The sequence below is a fragment of the Streptomyces sp. NBC_00414 genome (assembly GCF_036038375.1).
Classification (GTDB): Bacteria; Actinomycetota; Actinomycetes; order Streptomycetales; family Streptomycetaceae; genus Streptomyces.
Window position 1 is genome coordinate 6,586,293 of record NZ_CP107935.1, and the last position, 21,448, is coordinate 6,607,740.

The 21,448-nt window shown below is 71.3% G+C and carries 15 protein-coding genes and 1 pseudogene; 12 read left to right on the forward strand and 4 right to left on the reverse strand.

The genetic code is table 11. The features are described 5' to 3' along the window. Window positions 1-54: 54 nt before the first annotated feature. Window positions 55-825 carry an SDR family NAD(P)-dependent oxidoreductase gene (locus OHS59_RS28690; protein WP_328496236.1) on the forward strand — a complete coding sequence of 257 codons (771 nt, stop codon included), beginning with the start codon at window positions 55-57 and terminating at the stop codon, window positions 823-825. Between the two features lie 308 nt (window positions 826-1,133). On the opposite strand, the gene OHS59_RS28695 is transcribed toward OHS59_RS28690, so the two are convergent. Beyond that, window positions 1,134-2,075, reverse strand: coding sequence for a sugar phosphate isomerase/epimerase family protein (locus OHS59_RS28695; RefSeq protein ID WP_328496237.1), 942 nt, complete (start codon window positions 2,073-2,075; stop codon window positions 1,134-1,136). 124 nt (window positions 2,076-2,199) lie between these two features. Here OHS59_RS28695 and iolC point away from each other — a divergent pair, with 124 nt between their 5' ends. The 8 genes and pseudogenes from iolC (at window position 2,200) to OHS59_RS28735 (ending at window position 14,887) form a co-directional block, all read left to right on the forward strand. Further along, window positions 2,200-3,219 carry a 5-dehydro-2-deoxygluconokinase gene (iolC, locus tag OHS59_RS28700; RefSeq protein ID WP_328496238.1) on the forward strand — a complete coding sequence of 340 codons (1,020 nt, stop codon included), beginning with the start codon at window positions 2,200-2,202 and terminating at the stop codon, window positions 3,217-3,219. 33 nt (window positions 3,220-3,252) lie between these two features. Then, window positions 3,253-3,509, forward strand: a pseudogene (locus OHS59_RS28705) (5-deoxy-glucuronate isomerase); the annotation flags it as partial. A gap of 171 nt (window positions 3,510-3,680) precedes the next feature. Beyond that, window positions 3,681-5,576 carry a 3D-(3,5/4)-trihydroxycyclohexane-1,2-dione acylhydrolase (decyclizing) gene (gene iolD / locus OHS59_RS28710; RefSeq protein ID WP_328499404.1) on the forward strand — a complete coding sequence of 632 codons (1,896 nt, stop codon included), beginning with the start codon at window positions 3,681-3,683 and terminating at the stop codon, window positions 5,574-5,576. A gap of 14 nt (window positions 5,577-5,590) precedes the next feature. Beyond that, the gene (gene mmsA / locus OHS59_RS28715; protein WP_328496239.1) at window positions 5,591-7,138 is read left to right on the forward strand and encodes a CoA-acylating methylmalonate-semialdehyde dehydrogenase; all 1,548 of its coding nucleotides are present in this window, start codon (window positions 5,591-5,593) and stop codon (window positions 7,136-7,138) included. A 404-nt stretch (window positions 7,139-7,542) separates the two neighbouring features. Beyond that, window positions 7,543-8,952, forward strand: coding sequence for an APC family permease (locus OHS59_RS28720; protein ID WP_328496240.1), 1,410 nt, complete (start codon window positions 7,543-7,545; stop codon window positions 8,950-8,952). A gap of 292 nt (window positions 8,953-9,244) precedes the next feature. Then, entirely contained in the window at window positions 9,245-12,046 is a 2,802-nt protein-coding gene (locus OHS59_RS28725; RefSeq protein WP_328496241.1) for an alpha/beta fold hydrolase, read from the forward strand. Beyond that, window positions 12,043-12,906: an ABC transporter permease gene (locus OHS59_RS28730; RefSeq protein ID WP_328496242.1), complete on the forward strand. Its 864-nt coding sequence runs from the start codon at window positions 12,043-12,045 to the stop codon at window positions 12,904-12,906. The genes OHS59_RS28725 and OHS59_RS28730 overlap by 4 nt, the downstream gene beginning before the upstream one ends. A 229-nt stretch (window positions 12,907-13,135) precedes the next feature. Further along, the gene (locus tag OHS59_RS28735) at window positions 13,136-14,887 is read left to right on the forward strand and encodes a YfbK domain-containing protein (protein ID WP_443061516.1); all 1,752 of its coding nucleotides are present in this window, start codon (window positions 13,136-13,138) and stop codon (window positions 14,885-14,887) included. Between the two features lie 295 nt (window positions 14,888-15,182). On the opposite strand, the gene OHS59_RS28740 is transcribed toward OHS59_RS28735, so the two are convergent. Continuing rightward, window positions 15,183-16,934 carry a hypothetical protein gene (locus tag OHS59_RS28740; protein WP_328496244.1) on the reverse strand — a complete coding sequence of 584 codons (1,752 nt, stop codon included), beginning with the start codon at window positions 16,932-16,934 and terminating at the stop codon, window positions 15,183-15,185. 162 nt (window positions 16,935-17,096) lie between these two features. On the opposite strand from OHS59_RS28740, the gene OHS59_RS28745 reads away from it, so the two are divergent. Next, a complete protein-coding gene (locus OHS59_RS28745) occupies window positions 17,097-19,109 on the forward strand; it encodes an AMP-dependent synthetase/ligase (protein WP_328496245.1) in 2,013 nt (670 codons plus the stop codon). Window positions 19,110-19,197: 88 nt separating this feature from the next. Here the strand turns inward: OHS59_RS28745 and OHS59_RS28750 are convergent, their stop codons facing one another. Then, the gene (locus OHS59_RS28750; protein ID WP_328496246.1) at window positions 19,198-19,608 is read right to left on the reverse strand and encodes a rodlin; all 411 of its coding nucleotides are present in this window, start codon (window positions 19,606-19,608) and stop codon (window positions 19,198-19,200) included. Window positions 19,609-19,803: 195 nt separating this feature from the next. Then, on the reverse strand, window positions 19,804-20,217 hold the full coding sequence (locus OHS59_RS28755) for a rodlin (protein WP_189775724.1): 414 nt from the start codon (window positions 20,215-20,217) through the stop codon (window positions 19,804-19,806). Window positions 20,218-20,468: 251 nt separating this feature from the next. Between OHS59_RS28755 and OHS59_RS28760 the strand changes: the two genes are divergently transcribed. Both OHS59_RS28760 and OHS59_RS28765 read left to right on the forward strand, forming a co-directional pair. Continuing rightward, window positions 20,469-20,885, forward strand: coding sequence for a rodlin (locus tag OHS59_RS28760; protein WP_328496247.1), 417 nt, complete (start codon window positions 20,469-20,471; stop codon window positions 20,883-20,885). Between the two features lie 271 nt (window positions 20,886-21,156). Continuing rightward, window positions 21,157-21,414 (forward strand): chaplin, encoded by a 258-nt coding sequence (locus tag OHS59_RS28765; protein WP_107016150.1) that lies wholly within the window; start codon window positions 21,157-21,159, stop codon window positions 21,412-21,414. Window positions 21,415-21,448 lie beyond the last annotated feature (34 nt).

Here is a 21,448-nt window from a genome sequence, read left to right on the forward strand (position 1 = left end):
ATTTTCTGCGGCGCACAGTGGTCCGCACACGACGAAGAGCAGGGAGATCAGGCCATGAGCGAACGGCTGCGTAACAAGACAGCGCTGGTCACGGGCTCGACCAGCAACATCGGGCAGGCGATCGTCGAGACGCTCGCCGCCGAGGGGGCCCACGTCATCGTGTCCGGCCGCAACCGGGAACGGGGAGCGCGGGTCGTCGACGGGATCCGTGCGGCAGGCGGCCGGGCCGACTTCCTGGCGGCTGACCTCGACGGCAGCGCGGAGGCTTCCCAGGACCTGGCCGGCCGGGCCCTGGAAACCCTGGGCGGGCGGATCGACATCCTGGTCAACAACGCCGGGATCTATCCGTCTTCCGGTACCACCGACACCGACGAGAAGACGTTCGACCAGGTCTACGGAGTGAACGTTAAGGCGCCGTTCTTCCTCACCGCCGCCGTCGTGCCGGCCATGGCGGATGCCGGCGGCGGGGTGATCGTCAACCTCGGCTCGTGGATCGCGCGGCTGGGCGTTCCCCGCGGAGCGCTCTACAGCTCCACCAAGGGGGCGATGGAGACGCTCACCCGGGCGTGGGCCGCGGAGTTCGCCCCGCTGGGCGTGCGGGTGAACGCCGTGTCGCCGGGTGTGATCCTGCCCCCGACACCGGAGGGCGGTGAGCCGAACCCGGGCGAGATCATGATGAAGGGCACCCCGGCCGGCGGCGTCGGCACACCCGACGCCATCGCGCACGCCGTGCTCTGGCTGGCAGGCGACGAAGCGGCCTTCGTACACGGAACGGTGGTGGACGTCGACGGAGGCAGAACGGCCGTCGCCGTCGTCGCCGCATAGAAGCCCACACCCCCACACTCAAACCCGCCCCCCTCCGGCCTCCCCGCCCCCTGGGGCCTCCCCAGGGGGCGCGGAGAACGGCGCGGTCTTTGGCTTTTGGCCTTTAGGGGCGCGGGGAACGGCGCAGTCTTTTGTCTTTGGGGGCGCGGGGAACGGCGCAGTCTTTTGGCCCTTAGGGGCGCGGGGAACGGCGCAATCTTGTCGCCCCTCAGGGGCGCGGGGAACGGCGCGACAAGCCCCCACCGGCCCGCAGCCGAAGAACCCCCGCCCCGCCCAACCCCGCCCCCCCGCACAACCCAGTGGAACGCCTACGCCCCGCAGGAGCGAAGAAACTGACGAGTCCGCTGAGCGATAGGCAGCGGCTTGTCCGGCGGACACGGATACATGTCCTGCTCGACGATGGCGAACAACTCCACGTCCAGCTTCTGCGCGGCGGCGAGCACGGGCTCCAGCGCGGGCACCCCGGCGGGCGGCTCGCACATCACACCCCGCGCCACCGCCGGCCCGAACGGCACCCCGTTCGCCCGTACGTCGGCGAGGATCTCCGGATCCACCTGCTTGAGGTGCAGATACCCGATCCGCTCCCCGTACGTCTCGATGAGCTTGACGCTGTCCCCGCCGCAGTAGGCGTAGTGCCCGGTGTCCAGGCACAGCGACACGAGCGACGAGTCCGTGCCGTCGAGGAACCGCGCCACGTTCTCCTCGCTGTCGATGTGCGTGTCCGCGTGCGGATGGACGACGATTTTCAGCCCGTACCGCTCGCGCACCTCGCGCCCGAGCCGCTCGGTCTGACTCGTCAGCTGCCGCCACTGCTCGGCGGTGAGCGTGTCGGGCTCCAGCACCTCGCCCGTCTTGTCGTCGCGCCAGAACGACGGAATGACGACGAGGTGCTCGGCACCCATCGCCTGGGTGAGCGCGGCGATGTCCGAGACATGGGCCCAGGTGGCGTCCCACACGTCCGGCCCGCGGTGCAGGCCGGTGAAGACCGTGCCGGCCGAGACCTGCAGGTTCCGGCGCGCGGTCTCGTCCGCGAGGACGGCCGGGTCGCTCGGCAGGTAGCCGTACGGGCCCAGCTCGATCCACTCGTACCCGGAGTCGGCGACCTCGTCGAGGAAGCGCTGCCAGGGGACCTGCTGGGGATCGTCGGGGAACCACACACCCCAGGAGTCGGGCGCCGAACCGATCCGGATGCGCGACAGCGGGGAAGCGGGTGATGTCTGGGGCGATGACTGAGGCGGCAACGACGTCATGAGCGTCAGCTTCGGGGCCGCCGGGGAGAGGTGTCAAGGCCTGGTCCGAATGTCCGGACAACCAATTGACAGGGCTCTGTCGGCGCCGCTAGACCTGGGGTCCACCGATACGGAGGGAAGCTCGATGGCCGAGTCCGCGGAGTCCAGTGCGTTCGACCTCATCACCATGGGGCGGATCGGCGTGGACCTCTACCCGCTGCAGACCGGGGTGCCGCTCCCGCAGGTGACGTCCTTCGGGAAGTTCCTCGGCGGCTCGGCCACCAACGTGGCGGTCGCGGCGGCCCGGCTCGGACGGCGTACGGCCGTGGTGACGCGGACCGGGGACGACCCCTTCGGCACGTATCTGCACGAGGCGCTGCGGGACTTCGGGGTCGACGACCGCTGGGTGACGCCGGTCCCCGGGCTGCCCACACCGGTCACCTTCTGCGAGGTGTTCCCGCCGGACGACTTCCCGCTGTACTTCTACCGGCAGCCGAAGGCGCCCGACCTGGAGATCGACGCCCACGAACTGGACCTGGACGCCATCCGCGACGCCCGGATCCTCTGGGTCACGGGTACGGGCCTGTGCGAGGAGCCCAGCCGCACGGCGACCCTCGCGGCGCTGGCCCACCGCGCCAAGTCGGGCACGACGGTCTTCGACCTGGACTCGCGGCCGGTCTTCTGGAAGAACGCGGCAGGGAAGGCCGCCGCCGGGAAGGGTGCGACCCCGTCCGACCTCGCGGCCGCCGCCCGGCCCTTCTACGCCGAGGCCCTGCGTCACACCACGGTCGCCGTCGGCAACCTCGACGAGGTGGAGGTCGCGACGGGCCTGCGCGAACCGCACGCGGCGGCCCGCGCCCTCCTCGACGCGGGCGTGGAACTGGCCGTGGTCAAACAGGGCCCCAAGGGTGTCCTGGCCATGCACCGCGACGGGGACTTCGCGGGGGTCCCCCCACTCCCGGTCACGGTCCTCAACGGCCTCGGCGCAGGTGACGCCTTCGGCGGCGCCCTCTGCCACGGCCTGCTCGCCGGCTGGGACCTGGAGCGCGTCATGCGCCACGCCAACGCCGCGGGCGCCATCGTCGCCTCCCGCCTGGAGTGCTCCTCCGCCATGCCGACGCTCCCCGAGGTCGAACAGGCCGTCGCCGCGGGGGCGGTGACGTGAAGGCGGACAAGAGCCGTACGTGTGCCGGGCAGCGGTTGTACGGTGCGCACAGAGGGGAATAAAGAGGGCAAAGTGTTTGAACTCCTGGGCAGGGAGCGCGTGTTCGCCGAAGTCGCCGACTTCGCGTACGCCCCCGTCACGCCCGGGCACAGATCGCCTCCGGCGCGGAAGTCCGCTTCGCCCTGGCAGGAGCGAAGTGCGAGCGACGACTCCCCGCCCGCTACGGCTCCGCGCCGGAGGTCTTTGCCAGTCGGCCGTGCACGAGGCCGGGGGCGAGGGCATGCGCCCGGACGCGCATCCGGACGGGCATTCGTCCGTGTACTCGTCCGCGCACCAGGCCGTGCACGACGGATTGGCGGGCGGGCCGTAGAGACGTAGGGCCCGCTCAGACGTATGACGTGGCGGATCAGCTTCCATCCGTGATTCCACCCGTGACACGTAGAGAGCACAGAGGGCTACCGATGACAGAGCCGAGGTCAACGACGACAAGGCTGACGGTCGCACAGGCGCTGGTGCGGTTCCTCGCCGCCCAGTACACCGAGCGCGACGGCGTGCGGCGCCGCCTGATCGACTCCACCTGGGGCATCTTCGGCCACGGCAACGTCGCCGGGCTCGGCCAGGCGCTCGTCGAGTACGGCGACGACATGCCGTACCACCAGGGCCGCAACGAACAGTCCATGGTGCACGCCGCCGTCGGCTACGCGCGCCAGTGCGACCGCCTCTCGGCGCAGGCCGTCACCACGTCCGTCGGCCCCGGCGCCACCAACCTCGTCACGGGTGCCGCCCTCGCCACGATCAACCGTCTCCCGGTGCTCCTCCTGCCCGGTGACGTCTTCGCGACCCGCCCCGCCGACCCGGTCCTGCAGCAGCTCGAAGTCCCGTACGCGGGCGATGTGTCGGTCAACGACTGTCTGCGTCCGGTGTCGAGGTACTTCGACCGGATCACCCGCCCCGAGGCCCTGATCCCGGCCGTCCTCCAGGCGATGCGCGTGCTCGCCGATCCGCTCGACACGGGCGCCGTCACCCTCGCGCTCCCGCAGGACGTGCAGGCGGAGGCCTTCGACTGGCCCGACGAGTTCTTCGCCGAACGCGTCTGGTCCGTACGCCGTCCGGCCGCCGACCCCGCGCAACTGGCCGCCGCCGTGCGGGCGATACGGGCCGCCGGGCGCCCCCTGCTCATAGCGGGCGGCGGGGTCCACCACAGCGGGGCCGAGGACGCGCTCAGGGAGTTCGCCGACCTGACCCGCATCCCGGTCGCCTCCACGCAGGCAGGCAAGGGCTCGCTCGTCTGGGACCACCCGGCGGACGTCGGCGGCATCGGGCACACCGGCACGGCCACCGCCTGCGAACTCGCCCGCACCGCCGACCTGGTGATCGGCGTCGGCACCCGCTACACCGACTTCACCACCGCCTCCGGCACCCTCTTCGCCGCCCGGGGGGTGCGCTTCCTGAACATCAACATCGCCTCCTTCGACGGCCACAAGATGGCCGGGCAGCCGCTGGTGGCCGACGCGCGCACGGCACTGGAGGCACTCACCGCGGCCCTCGCCCCGCACGGCCACCGCGCCGGACCCACGTACGTCACCGAGTACACCGACGACAAGGAGCGCTGGGAGCACCGCGTCGACGCGGCGTTCGAGGCGGCGGACCCCGACGTCCGGCCCACCCAGCCGCAGGTCCTCGGCGTCCTCGACGAACTGGTCACCGGCGAGGACATCGTCGTCAACGCGGCCGGCTCCCTCCCCGGCGACCTGCACAAACTCTGGCGCGCCCGGTCCCGCGACCAGTACCACGTCGAGTACGGCTACTCCTGCATGGGCTACGAGATCCCGGCCGCGATCGGCGTCCGGATGGCGGCCCCGGACCGTCCCGTGTGGGCACTGGTCGGCGACGGCACGTACCTGATGATGCCCACCGAGATCGTCACCGCCGTCCAGGAGGGCATCGCGATCAAGGTGGTGATCCTGCAGAACCACGGTTACGCGTCCATCGGCGGCCTCTCCGAGACGGTGGGCGGCGAACGGTTCGCCACCGCCTACCGCCACCGGTCCGAGGACGGCACGTACACGGGGCGCCCGCTGCCCGTCGACCTGGCCGCCAACGCGGCGAGCCTGGGCATGCGGGTGCTGCGCGCCAAGACCGTGAGCGACCTGCGCGAGGCCCTCACCGAGGCGCGGGCCGCCGACACGCCCACATGTGTCTACGTGGAGACCGAAACGGCAGACACAGTGTCGGGCGCGCCTCCGGCCCAGGCCTGGTGGGATGTTCCTGTGGCCGAGACCGCGACCCGACCGTCGGCGGTCAAGGCGCGCGAGCTGTACGAACGGCTGGCCTCCACCCGGCGCCGCCATCTGTGAAGGAGTTCTCAGGCATGACGACTGGCATCACGTCTGGCACGACGTCTGGCACGACGAAGATCGTCAACCACTGGATCGGCGGCAAGGCCGTCGAGGGCGCGTCGGGCACGTACGGGCCGGTCACCGACCCGGCGACCGGCGCCGTCACCACGAAGGTCGCCTTCGCGAGCGTCGAGGAGGTGGACGCCGCGGTCGCCGCCGCGAAGGGCGCCTACGCGACCTGGGGCACCTCCTCGCTCGCCAAGCGGTCCTCGATCCTCTTCGCGTTCCGCGCGCTGCTCCACGCCCACCGCGACGAGATCGCCGAGCTGATCACCGCCGAGCACGGCAAGGTGCACTCGGACGCGCTCGGGGAGGTCGCGCGCGGCCTGGAGATCGTCGACCTGGCGTGCGGGATCACCGTCCAGCTGAAGGGCGAGCTGTCGACCGAGGTGGCCTCCCGGGTCGACGTGGCCTCGATCCGCCAGCCGCTCGGGGTCGTCGCGGGCATCACGCCGTTCAACTTCCCGGCCATGGTGCCGATGTGGATGTTCCCGCTGGCCGTCGCCTGCGGCAACACCTTCGTGCTGAAGCCGAGCGAGAAGGACCCGTCGGCGTCCGTCCGGCTCGCCGAGCTGTTCGCGGAGGCGGGTCTGCCGGACGGTGTCCTCAACGTCGTCCACGGTGACAAGGTGGCCGTCGACCGCCTCCTGGAGCACCCGGACGTCAAGGCGGTCTCCTTCGTCGGCTCGACCCCGATCGCCCGTCACATCCACACCACCGCCTCCGCCAACGGCAAGCGCGTACAGGCCCTCGGCGGTGCCAAGAACCACATGCTGGTTCTCCCCGACGCCGACCTGGACGCGGCGGCGGACGCGGCCGTCTCCGCCGCCTACGGCTCGGCGGGCGAGCGCTGCATGGCCATCTCGGCGGTCGTCGCGGTCGGCGCGATCGGCGACGAACTGGTCGAGAAGATCCGCGAGCGCGCCGAGAAGATCAAGATCGGGCCCGGCAACGACCCGGCCTCCGAGATGGGCCCGCTGATCACCGCGGCCCACCGCGACAAGGTCGCCTCGTACGTGACGGGCGCCGCCGCCCAGGGCTCCGAGGTCGTCCTCGACGGCACCGGCTACACCGTCGAGGGACGCCCCGAGTACGCCGACGGCCACTGGATCGGGCTCTCGCTGCTCGACAAGGTCCCGACGGACTCGGACGCCTACCGGGACGAGATCTTCGGGCCGGTGCTGTGCGTGCTGCGCGTCGAGACGTACGACGAGGGAGTGGCCCTCATCAACAACTCGCCCTTCGGCAACGGCACCGCGATCTTCACCCGGGACGGCGGCGCGGCCCGCCGCTTCCAGCTGGAGATCGAGGCGGGCATGGTCGGCGTCAACGTGCCGATCCCCGTCCCCGTCGGCTACCACTCCTTCGGCGGCTGGAAGGACTCCCTCTTCGGGGACCACCACATCTACGGCAACGACGGCACGCACTTCTACACCCGAGGCAAGGTCGTCACGACCCGCTGGCCTGACCCGTCGGAGGGCCCGTCCGGCGTCGACCTCGGTTTCCCGCGCAACCACTGAGTCCGCCCGGCGCCTTCCACCGACGGCCCGCCGTCCGCCTCCCCGGCGGCGGCGGGCCGTCGCCGTACCCCCCGGCCCCCCGCCCCCCCGACGTCCCGACGTCCGGACTCCGGAATCGGCCCGGTGAGTTTCGGGGCCCGCGCTGCGGTTCCCGCACGGACCGGATGACCGGGGTCACTTGCCCACCACTGCCATGAACGGCAGTTAACCCCCTCTTCACCTACGGATTCCGTAGGCGAACGACCGTTGACGATTCGGATTCCGCAGGGTTCGATGCGGCACGGGAGCACGCACCACACACCACCCATCACGCCGTCAGGCCGTCCCGCAGCCGCCGGAGGCGATACCGCTCCCGTCCGACATCACCGCCGCACACCGCCGCACGAGTCGATCGGAACCGCTCCATGACCGACACGCTCCGCCCTGTCGACTCCGCCACCGTCCCCGGGGCGCCGGACAGCAGTCCCCGCGAGACCGGCCCCCGTACGCTCAAGCGTTCCATCGGCGTCGTCGGCGGCACCCTGCTCACGATCTCCTGCGTGACGCCGGCCTCCACGCTCTTCGTGGTCGTGCCCGACCTCTTCGCGTCCCTCGGTACGGCGACCGCGCTGACCGTCGCGATCGGCTCGCTGCTCTGTATCGCCGTGGCGTTCTGCTACTCGGAGCTGGGCACCCTCATCCCCAGCGCGGGCGGCGAGTACGCCATGGTGTCGACGATGGCCGGACGGCTCGCGGGCTGGCTGGTCTTCGTCCTGTCGATCCTCGTCGTCATGATCGTCCCGCCGGTGATCGCGATGGGCACGGCGGACTACCTCGCGCCGGTCGTGCACCTCGACCCGTCCTGGGCGGGCGCGGGCGTGATGGTGCTCGCCACCCTCGCGGGCCTGCTCGACCTGCGGGCCAACGCCTGGATCACCGGGGTCTTCCTGGTCCTTGAGGTCATCGCCGCGGCCGTGGTGGCCGTCCTGGGCTTCGCGCACGCCGAGCGGGGCGCGGACAGCCTGGTGTCCATGGAAGTGGCCGGATCCGGCGGCCACCCGGACACCGTGACGGTGATGCTGGTCGTCTCCGGGCTCGCGATCGCCCTCTTCGTCACCCAGGGCTTCTCGACGGCCGTCTACCTCTCCGAGGAACTGGAGAACCCGCGCCGCAACGTGGCCCGTACGGTCCTGGCCACCCTCGCCATCTCCACGGTGATCATCCTCGTGCCGGTGGCCGCGATCACCGTGGGCGCCCCGGACCTGGCCGCGCTCACCGGCGGCGACATCGGCGGCATGGTCACCGCCTGGTCCAACTCGGCGGTCGGCACCTTCGTCAGCCTCTGCGTGGCCCTCGCCATCATCAACGCGGGCATCGTCATGGTCATCCAGAACTCCCGCGTACTGTTCGCCTCCGCCCGCGACAAGGCCTGGCCCGACCCCGTCAACAACGCCCTCTCCAAGCTCGGCCGCTTCGGCTCCCCGTGGGTGGCGACCCTCGCGGTGGGCGTCCCCGGAGCGGCGCTCTGCTTCGTGAACCTCGACACCCTGTACGGCATCACGGGCGTCTCCGTCACGAGCATGTACATCCTCGTCGCGGTCGCCGCCCTGCTCGCCCGCCGAGGCCCCCACGCCCACACGTCCGCCTGGCGCATGCCGTTGTGGCCGACGCTCCCGGTCCTCCTGATCGCGGTCCTGGCCTACGTCCTTACCATGCAGGACCCGACCTACCTGGCATGGACAGGCGGCATCACAGCAGCCGCAACCCTCTACTGGGCCTTCTACCTACACCCCCGCCGAACCACCCGCTGGCTGGTGACAATCCCCACGACTTAGGGGCGCGGGGAACGGCGCAATTCTTTCGCCTTTAGGGGCGCGGGGAACGGCGCAGTCTTTCGCCTCGCCTTTGGGGGCGCGGGGAACGGCGCAATCGGTTGCCTTCAGGGGGCGCAGCCCCCCCAGGGGCGCGGGGAACGGCGCGACCAGCCACGCGTACCCACCCCCCGCCGACACCCCCTCGCATACAGCGAACGCGGTACACGGGAAGACCCCCGTACTCCTACGGGATACCGCCCGCCTCCCCCCACCGACTGCACCCCCGCCCCGCAGGGCCCCGTACCGTTGAAGCATGGATCTTCGAATGCCCGCAGCACCACGACGGTGGTTGCGAGGGCCGCGACGGTGGACCGCCGCGGCCCTCGTCGTCGTGCTCGCCGGTGCCGGGACATGGACAGCGGTCGCCTCCGACAAGGCACCCGCGGTACACCGCGCCGACCGGCTCCTCCCCACGGCGGCCGGAGTGAAAATCGACACGTCGTACTTCACCACCGGCTCCGAAGACGCCGGCCGCCGCCCCGCCGTCCTCCTGACACACGGCTTCGGCGGCAACAAGGAGGACGTACGCAAGCAGGCGGAGGACCTCGCCCGCGACGGCTACGCGGTACTGACCTGGTCGTCCCGCAGCTTCGGCAGATCCACGGGCAAGATCGGCCTGAACGACCCGAAGGGCGAGGTCGCCGACGTCTCCAAGCTCGTCGACTGGCTCGCGAAGCGCCCCGAGGTCGAGCTCGACAAGGCCGGCGACCCCCGGGTCGGTGTCGCCGGAGCCTCGTACGGCGGCGCGGTCTCGCTGCTCGCGGCGGGCTACGACCAGCGCGTGGACGCCATCGCCCCCGCGATCACGTACTGGAACCTCGCGGACGCGCTGTTCCCGAACGGCGTCTTCAAGAAGCTCTGGGCCGGCATGTTCATCAACTCCGGCGGCGGCTGCGACAAGTTCGAGACCCAGCTCTGCGAGATGTACGAGCGGGTCGCGGAGTCCGGAGAGCCCGACGCGAAGGCCGTGAAGCTCCTGGAGGAGCGCAGCCCTTCCGCCGTCGGCGACCGCATCAAGGTCCCCACGCTCATCATGCAGGGCCAGACCGACTCCCTCTTCCCGCTCGGCCAGGCCGACAGGATCGCGAAGGCCATCAGGGCCAACGGCGCCCCGGTGGACGTCGACTGGATCGCCGGCGGCCACGACGGCGGCGACATGGAGACGGACCGCCTGCACGCGCGAGTGAACTCCTGGTTCGACCGCTACCTCAAGGACGACGAGAAGGCCGACACGGGCCCCGCGTTCCGGGTCACCCGCACCGGCGGCATCGACTCGACCGACGGCGGCGCCCAGCTGCGGGGCGCCGACGCGGACACCTACCCCGGGCTCACCGGCGACGACCGGAAGATCGCGCTGAGCGGACGCGAGCAGGAGTTCTCCAACCCCGCGGGCGCCAGCCCGCCCGGTATCTCCGCCCTCCCCGGTCTCGGCGGCGGCAGCCTCTCCCAGCTGTCCTCGCTCGGCGTCGGGGTGTCCCTCGACTTCCCCGGGCAGTTCGCGCGGTTCGACTCCGAGGCCGTGACCGAGGACCTGCGGATCACCGGCTCGCCCACCGCGACGGTGAACGTGAAGTCGACGACCGGCGAGGCCGTCCTCTTCGCCAAGGTGTACGACGTCGGCCCCGGCGGCAGGCAGCAGGTCCTGCCGTCCCAGCTGGTCACCCCCGTCCGGGTCGCGACCGGTGACAGCGGCAAGGACGTCCGCCTCACCCTGCCCGCCATCGACCACGAGGTGCAGGAGGGCCACCGGCTGCGCCTGGTCCTCGCCTCGACCGACCTCGGTTACGCGTCCCCGGTGGCTCCGGCGACGTACACGGTCTCCCTGAAGAGCGACCTCGCCGTGCCGACGGCGCCCGGTGTGACGACGGGGGCCACGGGGCTGCCCGCCTGGGTGTGGTGGCTGCCGATCGCCGGCGCGCTGACCGCGCTGGCCCTGCTGCTGACGGGCCGCCGCCGCACGACCGCGACGCCGCCCGACCCGGCGCTCGCCGAGGTCCCGCTCCAGATCACCGACCTGAGCAAGCGGTACGCGAAGTCGTCGGACCGCTATGCCGTACGGGACCTGTCGTTCCGCGTGGAGAAGGGCCAGGTCCTCGGCCTGCTCGGGCCGAACGGCGCGGGCAAGACGACCACACTGCGCATGCTCATGGGCCTCATCAAGCCCGACGGCGGCGAGATCCGGGTCTTCGGGCACGCGATCCGGCCGGGCGCGCCGGTCCTCTCCCGGGTCGGCGCCTTCGTGGAGGGCGCGGGCTTCCTCCCGCACCTCTCCGGCCGCGAGAACCTGGACCTGTACTGGCAGGCCACCGGACGCCCGTCCGAGGACGCCCACCTGGAGGAGGCGCTGGAGATCGCGGGCCTCGGAGACGCGCTGGCCCGCGCGGTCCGCACGTACTCCCAGGGCATGCGGCAGCGCCTGGCCATCGCGCAGGCCATGCTCGGCCTCCCGGACCTGCTGATCCTCGACGAACCGACGAACGGCCTCGACCCGCCCCAGATCCGCGAGATGCGCGAGGTCATGATCCGTTACGCCGCCGCCGGACGCACGGTCATCGTGTCCAGCCACCTCCTCGCAGAGGTCGAGCAGTCCTGCACGCATCTGGTCGTCATGGACCGGGGCCGACTGGTCCAGGCAGGACCGGTCCACGAGATCATCGGCTCCGGCGACACCCTCCTCGTCGGCCTCGCGGCCGACATCGCGGACCCGCTGGTCGAGAAGGTGGCGGCACTGCCGGGCGTCGACACGGCGATCCGGACGGACGACGGCCTGCTGATACGGCTGACTGCGAGGAGCGCGGCGGCCGTGGATCCCACGGCAGCCGAGGGTCCCGCGGCGATCGCGAACTCGGCGGGGATCGCGGACTCCACGGTGATCGCGGACTCGGCGGGAATCGAGAGCTCCGGGGTGGTCGAGAGCTCCGCGGCGATCGAGGATTCCGCGGCGGCCGCCCGGCTTCTCGTGGAGCTGGTCCGGCTGGAAGTACCGGTGGCCGCCCTCGGCCCCCACCGTCGCCTGGAGGACGCGTTCCTGACCCTGATCGGAGGCTCCGCGTGAGCACACTTGTAGAGCGTGCCGAAGTGGCGGACGGCTACCGCGCCGGGCGGACCCTGCCGCTGCGGGTCGAGCTGATGCGTCAGCTGAAGCGGCGCCGCACGCTGGTCATGGGAGCGGTCCTCGCCGCCCTGCCCTTCGTGCTGGCCGTGGCCTTCGCGATCGGCGGCCAGCCGGACGGCCGCGAGGGCCGGGTCACCCTCATGGACACGGCCACGGCCTCGGGCGCCAACTTCGCCGCGACGAACCTCTTCGTCTCCGCGGGCTTCCTGCTGGTCATCCCCGTGGCCCTGTTCTGCGGAGACACCATCGCCTCGGAGGCCAGCTGGTCCTCCCTGCGCTACCTCCTCGCGGCGCCCGTGCCCAGGGCCCGCCTCCTGTGGTCCAAGCTCGTGGTCGCGCTCGGCCTCAGCCTCGCCGCGATGGTGCTGCTGCCGGTCGTCGCACTGGTGGTGGGCTCGGTCGCGTACGGCTGGGGCCCGCTGGAGATCCCGACCGGCGGCTCCCTGTCCGCGGGCACGGCGGCCCAACGGCTGGTCGTGGTGATCGCGTTCATCTTCGCGTCCCAACTGGTCACGGCGGGGCTCGCGTTCTGGCTGTCGACGAAGACCGACGCCCCGCTGGGCGCGGTGGGAGGCGCGGTCGGTCTGACGATCGTGGGGAACGTACTGGACGCGGTCACCGCCCTCGGCGACTGGCGCCACTTCCTGCCCGCGCACTGGCAGTTCGCCTGGGCCGACGCGGTACAGCCCAAGCCCGAGTGGGGCGGCATGATCCAGGGCACGGCGGTCTCCGTCACCTACGCGCTGGTGCTGTTCGCCCTGGCCTTCCGAGGCTTCGCCCGCAAGGACGTGGTGTCGTAACCCCTTCTGAAGCTCCGAAGCTCCGAAACTCTGATGCCTTGAAGCTCTGATGCCGCCGTACGGGCCCTCCGGACACCTTCAGGTCTCCGGAGGATCACCCACCGGTCTCAACCGCCGCCCACCGTGGCCGCATCGAGATTCATCCGCAACGCCTTGGGCCGCTCCTTCCGCCCGCCTCGGCCGTCACAGTCACAGACGTCGGCTCACAGCGGTCACCGAGGGGGCACACATGAGGCGCACCGAACAGCATCAGACAGGGCGGCCGAGTATCGGGGGAGGGCCGCGGGGCGGCTCACGGGGACGCCGGCGGCAGCGTGTGCGCGGCGCACTCGTCGCCACGACCGTCACGGTCGGGCTCCTGCTCACCGGCTGCGGCGGCGGGGACAACGACGGTTCGGACAGCCGGGGCGACAGCAGGTCCCGGGAGAGCAACGGCTTCCCGGCCCCCGCCCCGGCCCTGCCGACCAGCCCCTCGGACACCGGCGAGGGCGATCGGCAGGGCGACCAGAAGGGTGAACTCCGGGAGAGGGAGACCGCGCCCCCGGCCGACTACCTCTCCACCTTCGCCCTGGACGTCGACACCGCCTCCTACGGCTACGCGCGCCGCACCCTGAAGGAGGGCAGGCGGCCCGACCCGTCGACGGTCCGCCCCGAGGAGTTCATCAACAGCTTCCGCCAGAACTACGAACGCCCCGAGGGCAACGGCTTCACGGTCACGATGGACGGCGCCCACACGGCAGCCCCGGAGGACCCGCTCCGCGAGGACGACTCATCCGACCCGTACGGCTCATCCGGCTCTTCCGACTCGTCCGACTCGTCCGACTCTTCCGACTCGTACGGGCAGGAGAACCGGGACTGGCGCTTCCTCCGGGTCGGCCTCGCCACCCGCGAGGCCGAGGACGCAGGCGGACGCCCGCCCGCCGCCCTCACCTTCGTCATCGACGTCTCCGGCTCCATGGCCGAACCGGGCCGCCTCGACCTGGCGAAGGAATCCCTGGGCGTGATGACGGACCGGCTGCGCGACGACGACGCGGTCGCGCTCGTGGCCTTCAGCGACGAGGCCAGGACCGTGCTCCCCATGACCCGCCTGGGCGACCACCGCGGCCGCGTCCACGACGCGATCGACACCCTCGAACCCACCGACTCGACCAACCTCGGCGCGGGCGTCAGCACCGGTTACCGCACGGCCGTCGACGGCCTGCGCGAGGGCGCCACCAACCGGGTCGTGCTGCTCTCCGACGCGCTCGCCAACACCGGTGAGACCGACGCCGACGCCATCCTCGACCGGATCGCGGACGCCCGCCGCGAGCACGGCATCACGCTCTTCGGGGTCGGCGTGGGCAGCGACTACGGCGACGCGCTGATGGAACGCCTCGCGGACAAGGGCGACGGCCACACCACGTACGTGTCGAACGCCGAGGAGGCCCGTACGGTCTTCTGCGACGAACTGCCGCGCAACATCGACCTCACCGCCCGCGACGCGAAGGCGCAGGTCGCCTTCGATCCCGGGACCGTGGACCAGTTCCGGCTCATCGGCTACGACAACCGGCAGGTCGCCGACGAGGACTTCCGCGACGACCGGGTGGACGGCGGCGAGACGGGTCCCGGCCACACGGTCACGGCCCTCTACGCGGTACGCGTCAGGCCCGGCGCGACGGGACACGTGGCCACGGCGACGGTGCGATGGCTGGACCCTTCGACCCGCGTCGCGCACGAGGAGACGGGCCAGGTGGAGGCGGCAGCCCTCGACCGGCCCCTGTGGACCACGACGACCGCACGAAGCGGACTCCAGGTCACGGCCGTGGCCGCGTACTTCGCCGACGCACTGCGCTCCGGGGACGGCCGTTGGAGCGGGCTGCCCGGGGCGCCGTCGCTCCGCGAACTCGGCCGGCACGCGGCGGAGCTGGCGTCCGCCACGGAGAGCGGGCCGGTCCGCCGACTCTCCGACACGATCACCCAGGCGGCAGCCCTGGACACATAGCCCCGCCCCGCACAGTTCCCCACGCCCCTGAAGGGCCCGCCTGGGGTCGCCGAGCAGCTGAGAACCGTCGCGAGTTGACCACGCCTCCCACAAGCACACCTCCCCACCCACCCCCTAAGGGGCGCGGGGAACTGCGCACCCCGCCCCCCACTCACCCGCAGGTCCAATCGGCGCCGGCCCCTACTCCCTGAGGGGCGCGGGGAACGGCGCGCTCAACCTTCACGGACCCGCAGGTCCAATCGGCGCCGGCCCTCACTCCCTGAGGGGCGCGGGGAACTGCGCACCCCGCCCCCACTCACCCGCACAATTCCCTCTCCGCCCGCACCGGATCGTTCGGAAAGCGGAACGCCGTCCGCTCCCACGCCCCGGTCACGTTGTGCAAGAAGCGACCCACCGTGAGCGGCCCGCGCACAGCGGACTCCAGCTCCGCCAACCCCCCGCACCGCAGAGCCCGCCGAGCCGCCCCCACCTCCCCCGCGTCGGCCCGGTCGGGCAGATCCCCCGCCACACCCCGGTCGGCCGCGAGCCACGCCGCCGGCAGATGCTTGTCGTGCCCGACCCGCCCCGCCCCGACCCGTTCGGAATGCGCGGCCAGCGGATACGCGAGCCCGATCGGATCGAGCGCGACCCCGTCGAGCGGGACGACGGCCCCGTTCAGCCCGAGCACCACATAACTCGCCGTGACACCGGCCCTGTCGGCGCCCACCCGCGCGTCCTTGCCGAACAACAGCGCCGGCGCCCCCGACCGACCCGCCGCCCACACCTTCCGCGCGTACTCCAGATGATGCGGAGCCCCGGCGAAGGTGTGCCGCACCGGATGCGGATCGGCGTTGTGGCGGACGTACACCCCGCGTTCGTCCGCGATCCCCGCCGACCCGATCTGTCCGCCGTACGGAATCCGCAGCCAGCCGGCGCAGGCCACCGCCCACAGGCCTACGCCGACCGCCGCCAGCGTGCCCACCCGTGTCACCGGGACGACGAAGACGGGCAGCAGCATCAGCAGCAGCCCGGGCAGCAGCATGCGCCCGTGCATGAAGTCCCCGCCGACCTTGACCACGTACAGCCAGCACAGCAGCCCGGCGACGACGGGCGCGAGCGCGGGAACGAGCCGCACCACCCCCAGCCCGCGCAGGCCCCCGCGCGAACCCCCGTACGAACCCGCGCGCGAGGGCAGCACGGCCGCCGCCACGAACAGCGCGGGCACCCACAGCAGATAGGGATGCGCGAAGTCCCCCAGATAGACCAGCCCCCGTCCCCACAGGCTCTGCGAGGCCTCCTTCGTCACCGCGGGCAGCGGCACCAGATGCCCGTAGTACCCGGCCCGGAAGATCTCGTACGCGGCCGGCAGTGCCCCCGCCACCCCCGCACCCGCGAACGCGCCCCGCCACGACGGCCGTACGAGCAGCCACTGGGCGCCCAGGAACACCACGGTCACCAGCCCCAGGTCGGGCCGCACCAGGGGCCCGAGACCGATGACCATGGACGTGACGAGCGAGCCGGGCCTCGCCGTCAGGGCCAGCCACGCCCCGGCGATCCAGCAGGTGACGAGTCCCGTCTCCAGCCCCGAGGTGGCGAAGTCCCACACGGGAGGCAGCCCGAGCAGCACCAGCGACCCCAACGGCACGGCCGCGCGCCCGCCGTACGTCCGCAGCGCGCCGATCCCCGCGAGCGCGAACCCGGCGGCGGTCAGCAACAGCCCCCCGAACACCGCCGCCGACGCCGGATCGGCCCCCGCCGCCCCGGCCGCGACCAGCAGCCACTGCCACAGCGTGCCGGTCGACGACTCCACCCGCTCACCCGCGTTGAACACGGGCCCGTTCCCCGCCAGCACCTGCCGCACGGTCCGTACGTAGATGTAGGCGTCGTCGGACATCCACCGCCGCCGGAACCCCGCGTACGCCACCAGGAGCGCGGGCACGAGCCACACCGCGACCCGCAGCCGGTCCGCCCACGCGGAGGAGGGCGAGGGCGGTCGGGCCCTTCGGTAGGACGAGTACGAGGAGTGCGGGGCGTACGAAGGGTGGGCGGGCGAGTGCGTCGACGTCATGATCCGTTCATCGGCCCACGTCCGGCCGAGCTTGACGCGCCTGTTGAAAATCCCCTACGCATGAGTAAGTTTACTCTGAGGTAAGTAAGCGTCACCCGCATCGAGTAAGCGTCACAGCACCGAGTAAGCGTCACCGCACCGCGAGCCGCCACGGGAGCCTTCATGGGCGTACGCAGGGAAATGAAGCAGGCCAAGAAGCGCACCGATTCGACCACTCCGGCGGGCCGCGCCCAGGTCGAGGTCGCGAAGGACGGGAGCGGCGCGGTCCGTGAGGCACGCATGCCCGCCCTCGCGCCGCGGGCCACCACCGGCAGCATCGCCGACCTGCCCTTCACCAACGCGGCCGAGGCCCCCGACGCCGTGGTCGTCCGCCGCGGTGAGCACGGCAGTTGGCGGCCGGTGACCGCCGCCGCCTTCGCCCGTGAAGTCACCGCCGTCGCCAAGGGGCTGATCGCGGCGGGTCTCGAACCGGGCGGGCGCGTCGCGGTGATGTCCCGTACCCGCTACGAGTGGACGCTGCTCGACTTCGCGATCTGGGCCGCGGGCGGCCTGTCGGTCCCCGTGTACCCCACGTCGTCACCGGAACAGATCGAGTGGATCGTCCGGGACTCCGCCACCCGCTTCGTCGTCGTCGAGACGTCGGAGAACGCGGCGGCGGTCACGACCGGCACGGCCGACCACCCGGCACCCCCGCAGATCTGGCAGCTCGACGCCGAAGCCGGAACGGGTGGATCCGAAACCGCCGAAACCGCCGGAACCGGTGGAGCCGTCGCCGAACTGGCCGCCCTGGGCCGCGACATACCCGACGAGGAGGTCACCAAGCGCCGCACCGCGCTGACCCCCGACACCGTCGCCACGATCTGCTACACCTCCGGCACCACCGGCCGGCCCAAGGGCTGCGTCCTCACCCACGCCAACCTGTACGCCGAGGCCGCGAACACCGTCGAACTCCTCCACCCCGTCTTCAAGGAGGTCACCGGCCAGCAGGCCTCGACACTCCTCTTCCTCCCCCTCGCCCACATCCTGGGGCGCACCCTGCAGATCTCCTGCCTGATGGCCCGGATCGAGCTGGGTCACTTCCCGAGCATCAAGCCCGACGAACTCCGCCCGGCGCTCCGGGAGTTCCGGCCCACGTTCCTGGTCGGTGTGCCCTACCTCTTCGAGAAGATCCACGGCACCGGCCGCGCCACCGCCGAACGCATCGGCCGCGGCGCCTCCTTCGACCGCGCGCACCGGATCGCCGTCCGCTTCGGCGAGCTGCACCTGGACAGGTTCCTCGGCCGCGGCAAGGGCCCCGGCCCGGGCCTCTACGCCGCCTGGGCCCTGTACGACCTGCTGGTCTACCGCCGTGTCCGCAAGGAGATCGGCGGCCGTACGCGCTACGCCATCAGCGGCGGCTCCCCGCTCGACCGCGACCTCAGCCTCTTCTTCTACGCCGCCGGAATCATCGTCTACGAGGGCTACGGCCTGACGGAGACCACCGCCGCCGCGACGATCGTCCCGCCCCTGCGGCCCCGCCCCGGCACGGTGGGCCTCCCCGTACCGGGCACGGCCGTCCGTATCGCCGACGACGGCGAGGTGCTCATCAAGGGCGGCATCGTCTTCGGCGCCTACTGGAACGACCCGGCGGCCACCGACGCCGTACTGACCGACGAGTGGTTCGCCACCGGTGACCTGGGCGCGCTCGACGAGGACGGCTACCTCACCATCACCGGCCGGAAGAAGGACATCATCGTCACCTCGGGCGGCAAGAACGTCTCCCCGGCCGTCCTGGAGGACCGCCTGCGCAGCCGCCCCCCGGTCGGCCAGTGCGTCGTCGTCGGCGACAACCGCCCCTACATCGCCGCCCTGATCACCCTGGACCGCGAGGACCTCACCCACTGGCTGTACGTCCGCGGGATGCCGGCCGACACCCCGCTGTCCGAGCTGATCCACGACCCCCGGTTGCGCGCCGACGTCCAGAAGGTCGTGGACCACGCGAACCGGGCCGTCTCCAGGGCCGAGTCGATCCGTGACTTCGCCCTGGTGGAGGGCGAGTTCACCGAGGACAACGGCCTGCTCACCCCGTCCCTGAAGATCAAGCGCCACGCGGTGACGGCGGCGTACGCGCGGGACATCGAGGCCCTGTACGCCAACGCGTCGCGGACCCGGGAACAGCAGACGCAGGAGCAGTAGAGACAGGAGCAGTAGAGACGGGAACGGCGGACACGGGAACAGCGGGCCACCCCCGAGGGGTGACCCGCTGTTCGCGGAACTGGGAAGGTCAGCTTCCGGCAGCGCCGTTGCCCGAGAGCACCGGGATGTTGTCCAGGATGTGCGACAGCGGCTCGTCGCCCTTCGCCTGGGTGGAGTTCTCGGTGCACTGCTGGTTCTGCGGGGCCGACAGGATCGGCACGTCCTGCAGAACGGTGACCGGCACCAGGCCGACGAGCGAGGCCAGGTTGGCCTTGACCGGCAGACCGACACACGGCTTGTTCAGCGTGCCCTGCACGAGCGAGAGCTGGGGGCTCATCTTGCCGTGCGTGGCCTGGTTGCCGTACTTCTGGACGGAACCGTTGCCGTTGGCGGTGGTGACGCCGTCGTCGTTGCCGATGGCCAGCGCCTGGGGCGCGCCAGCGGCCGACAGACCGGCGACAGAGGCGGCAATGGCCGCGGTCGCCATCAGCTTCTTCATGTTCGTTCCCTTTCGGAGAGTGGCCCCCGTGACGGAGCCGCATAGTCATCAACAGTGCGGTGGACGGTGCGGTTGCGGGGTTTGCCCCGATTGGCCCACAGATATTCCCGAGGGCCGGAGCTGCGCGCCGCCGTTGGCGTGGCAGGGGCGGTGGGCCGCCGGGAAGGCCGGCGGCCCACTGGGTGTTACGGCAGATCAGCTGCCGGAGGCACCGTTGCCCGAGAGCACCGGGATGTTGCTCAGGATGTGCGAGAGGGGCTCGTCGCCCTTCGCCTGCGTGGAGTTCTCGGTGCACTGCTGGTTCTGCGGGGCCGACAGGATCGGCACGTCCTGGGCGACCGTGATCGGCACCAGGCCGACGAGCGAGGCCAGGTTGGCCTTGGCGGGCAGGCCGATGCAGGGCTTGTTGAGCGAGCCCTGGATGAGCGCCATCTGCGGGCTCATGTCGCCGTAGGTGGCCTGGTTGCCGTAGATCTGCGCGGCGTGGTTGCCGTTGGCGGTGGTGACGCCGTTGTCGTTGCCGATCGCCATCGCCTGGGGCGCGGCGGCAGCCGAAACACCGGCGACGGAAGCGGCGACCGCCGCGGCAGCCATAACCTTCTTGATCACTTGCTGGTCCCTTCTGGAGTAACCCCGTCCACCGGAGCGACCTGGACAACTGCGCCCGGCCCGCATAGTTGCTGCGGTTCACTCCGATGGCCCATTTGGGAATGCCGTTTGTACTACGCATGCGCGCGCAGGATTCCGTCTATTGCGGATCGCCGAACGGGCCAACCGGGTGACACCTCGAAACCAATCGCCCGGTCTCCGGTTGATGCGGGAGCAGGAACATGCGTCTCTGCCATGAAAGGACCGGAGAAATGCTCAAGAAGGCAATGGCCGCGGCGGCGGTCGCCGCTTCTGTCGTCGGTGTCTCGGCGGCCGCCGCCCCGCAGGCGCTTGCCATCGGCAACGACAGCGGCGTCACCACCGCCAACGGCAACCAGGCCGAGCAGGTGTACGGCAACGCGAAGACCAAGGGCGACATGAGCCCTCAGGGCCAGCTCGTCCAGGGCTCGCTCAACAAGCTGTGCCTCGGTGTCCCGGTCAAGGCCAACCTGGCCTCGCTCGTGGGTGTCCTGGTGCCGGTCACCGTTCTGCAGGACGTGCCGATCCTGTCGGCCCCGCAGAACCAGCAGTGCACCGAGAACTCCACCCAGGCGAAGGGCGACGAGCCGCTGTCGCACCTCGTGGACAACATCCCGGTGCTCTCGGGCAACGGCGCCGTCGGCAGCTGATCCGCCGCCGCGTCGGCCGCCCGGCCCGCCCCGTCGCCATGCGCGGCGGGGCGGGCCGGGTTTTTCGGAAGTATTTTCCGCTTTTGTTTTCTGCTGGTTCTCCTTTGTGCAGTGACGTTTCGCCACCCATTCCGCTCCGGGCGTTCGGGTGAAATACCGGAGAGTCGCACTTTCTGTAGTTTCTTCGTCCCCCGTCTCCTCGTTCAACAGCCCGCAGGTCATGGTGCGAGCCGTTCAGGCTGGGCTCGTCCGGTTTCGGCCGTCATTGGGCATGACCGCAGAGAAAGGGAAGTACGTGAAGCACAAGAAGAGTGCCGTCGTCATCGCCGGCGCGATCATGGCCATGGGCATGGCCGCCCCGGCCTTCGCCGACTCCGAGGCCGAGGGTGCCGCCGTGGGCTCGCCCGGCGTCCTCTCCGGCAACGTTCTCCAGGTGCCCGTGCACATTCCTGTCAACGTGTGCGGCAACTCGATCAACGTGATCGGCCTGCTGAACCCGGCGTTCGGCAACGAGTGCGTCAACGACTGACGTCGTAACGCACCAGCCGAACGGCTGAGTCACG

Excerpts from the sequence above, each read along its gene's own strand:
- OHS59_RS28690 (WP_328496236.1), top strand. The coding sequence starts at position 55 with ATGAGCGAACGGCTGCGTAACAAGACAGCGCTGGTCACGGGCTCGACC.
- OHS59_RS28695 (WP_328496237.1), bottom strand. The coding sequence starts at position 2,075 with ATGACGTCGTTGCCGCCTCAGTCATCGCCCCAGACATCACCCGCTTCC.
- iolC (WP_328496238.1), top strand. The coding sequence starts at position 2,200 with ATGGCCGAGTCCGCGGAGTCCAGTGCGTTCGACCTCATCACCATGGGG.
- iolD (WP_328499404.1), top strand. The coding sequence starts at position 3,681 with ATGACAGAGCCGAGGTCAACGACGACAAGGCTGACGGTCGCACAGGCG.
- mmsA (WP_328496239.1), top strand. The coding sequence starts at position 5,591 with ATGACGACTGGCATCACGTCTGGCACGACGTCTGGCACGACGAAGATC.
- OHS59_RS28720 (WP_328496240.1), top strand. The coding sequence starts at position 7,543 with ATGACCGACACGCTCCGCCCTGTCGACTCCGCCACCGTCCCCGGGGCG.
- OHS59_RS28725 (WP_328496241.1), top strand. The coding sequence starts at position 9,245 with ATGGATCTTCGAATGCCCGCAGCACCACGACGGTGGTTGCGAGGGCCG.
- OHS59_RS28735 (WP_443061516.1), top strand. The coding sequence starts at position 13,136 with ATGAGGCGCACCGAACAGCATCAGACAGGGCGGCCGAGTATCGGGGGA.
- OHS59_RS28740 (WP_328496244.1), bottom strand. The coding sequence starts at position 16,934 with ATGACGTCGACGCACTCGCCCGCCCACCCTTCGTACGCCCCGCACTCC.
- OHS59_RS28745 (WP_328496245.1), top strand. The coding sequence starts at position 17,097 with ATGGGCGTACGCAGGGAAATGAAGCAGGCCAAGAAGCGCACCGATTCG.
- OHS59_RS28750 (WP_328496246.1), bottom strand. The coding sequence starts at position 19,608 with ATGAAGAAGCTGATGGCGACCGCGGCCATTGCCGCCTCTGTCGCCGGT.
- OHS59_RS28760 (WP_328496247.1), top strand. The coding sequence starts at position 20,469 with ATGCTCAAGAAGGCAATGGCCGCGGCGGCGGTCGCCGCTTCTGTCGTC.
- OHS59_RS28765 (WP_107016150.1), top strand. The coding sequence starts at position 21,157 with ATGACCGCAGAGAAAGGGAAGTACGTGAAGCACAAGAAGAGTGCCGTC.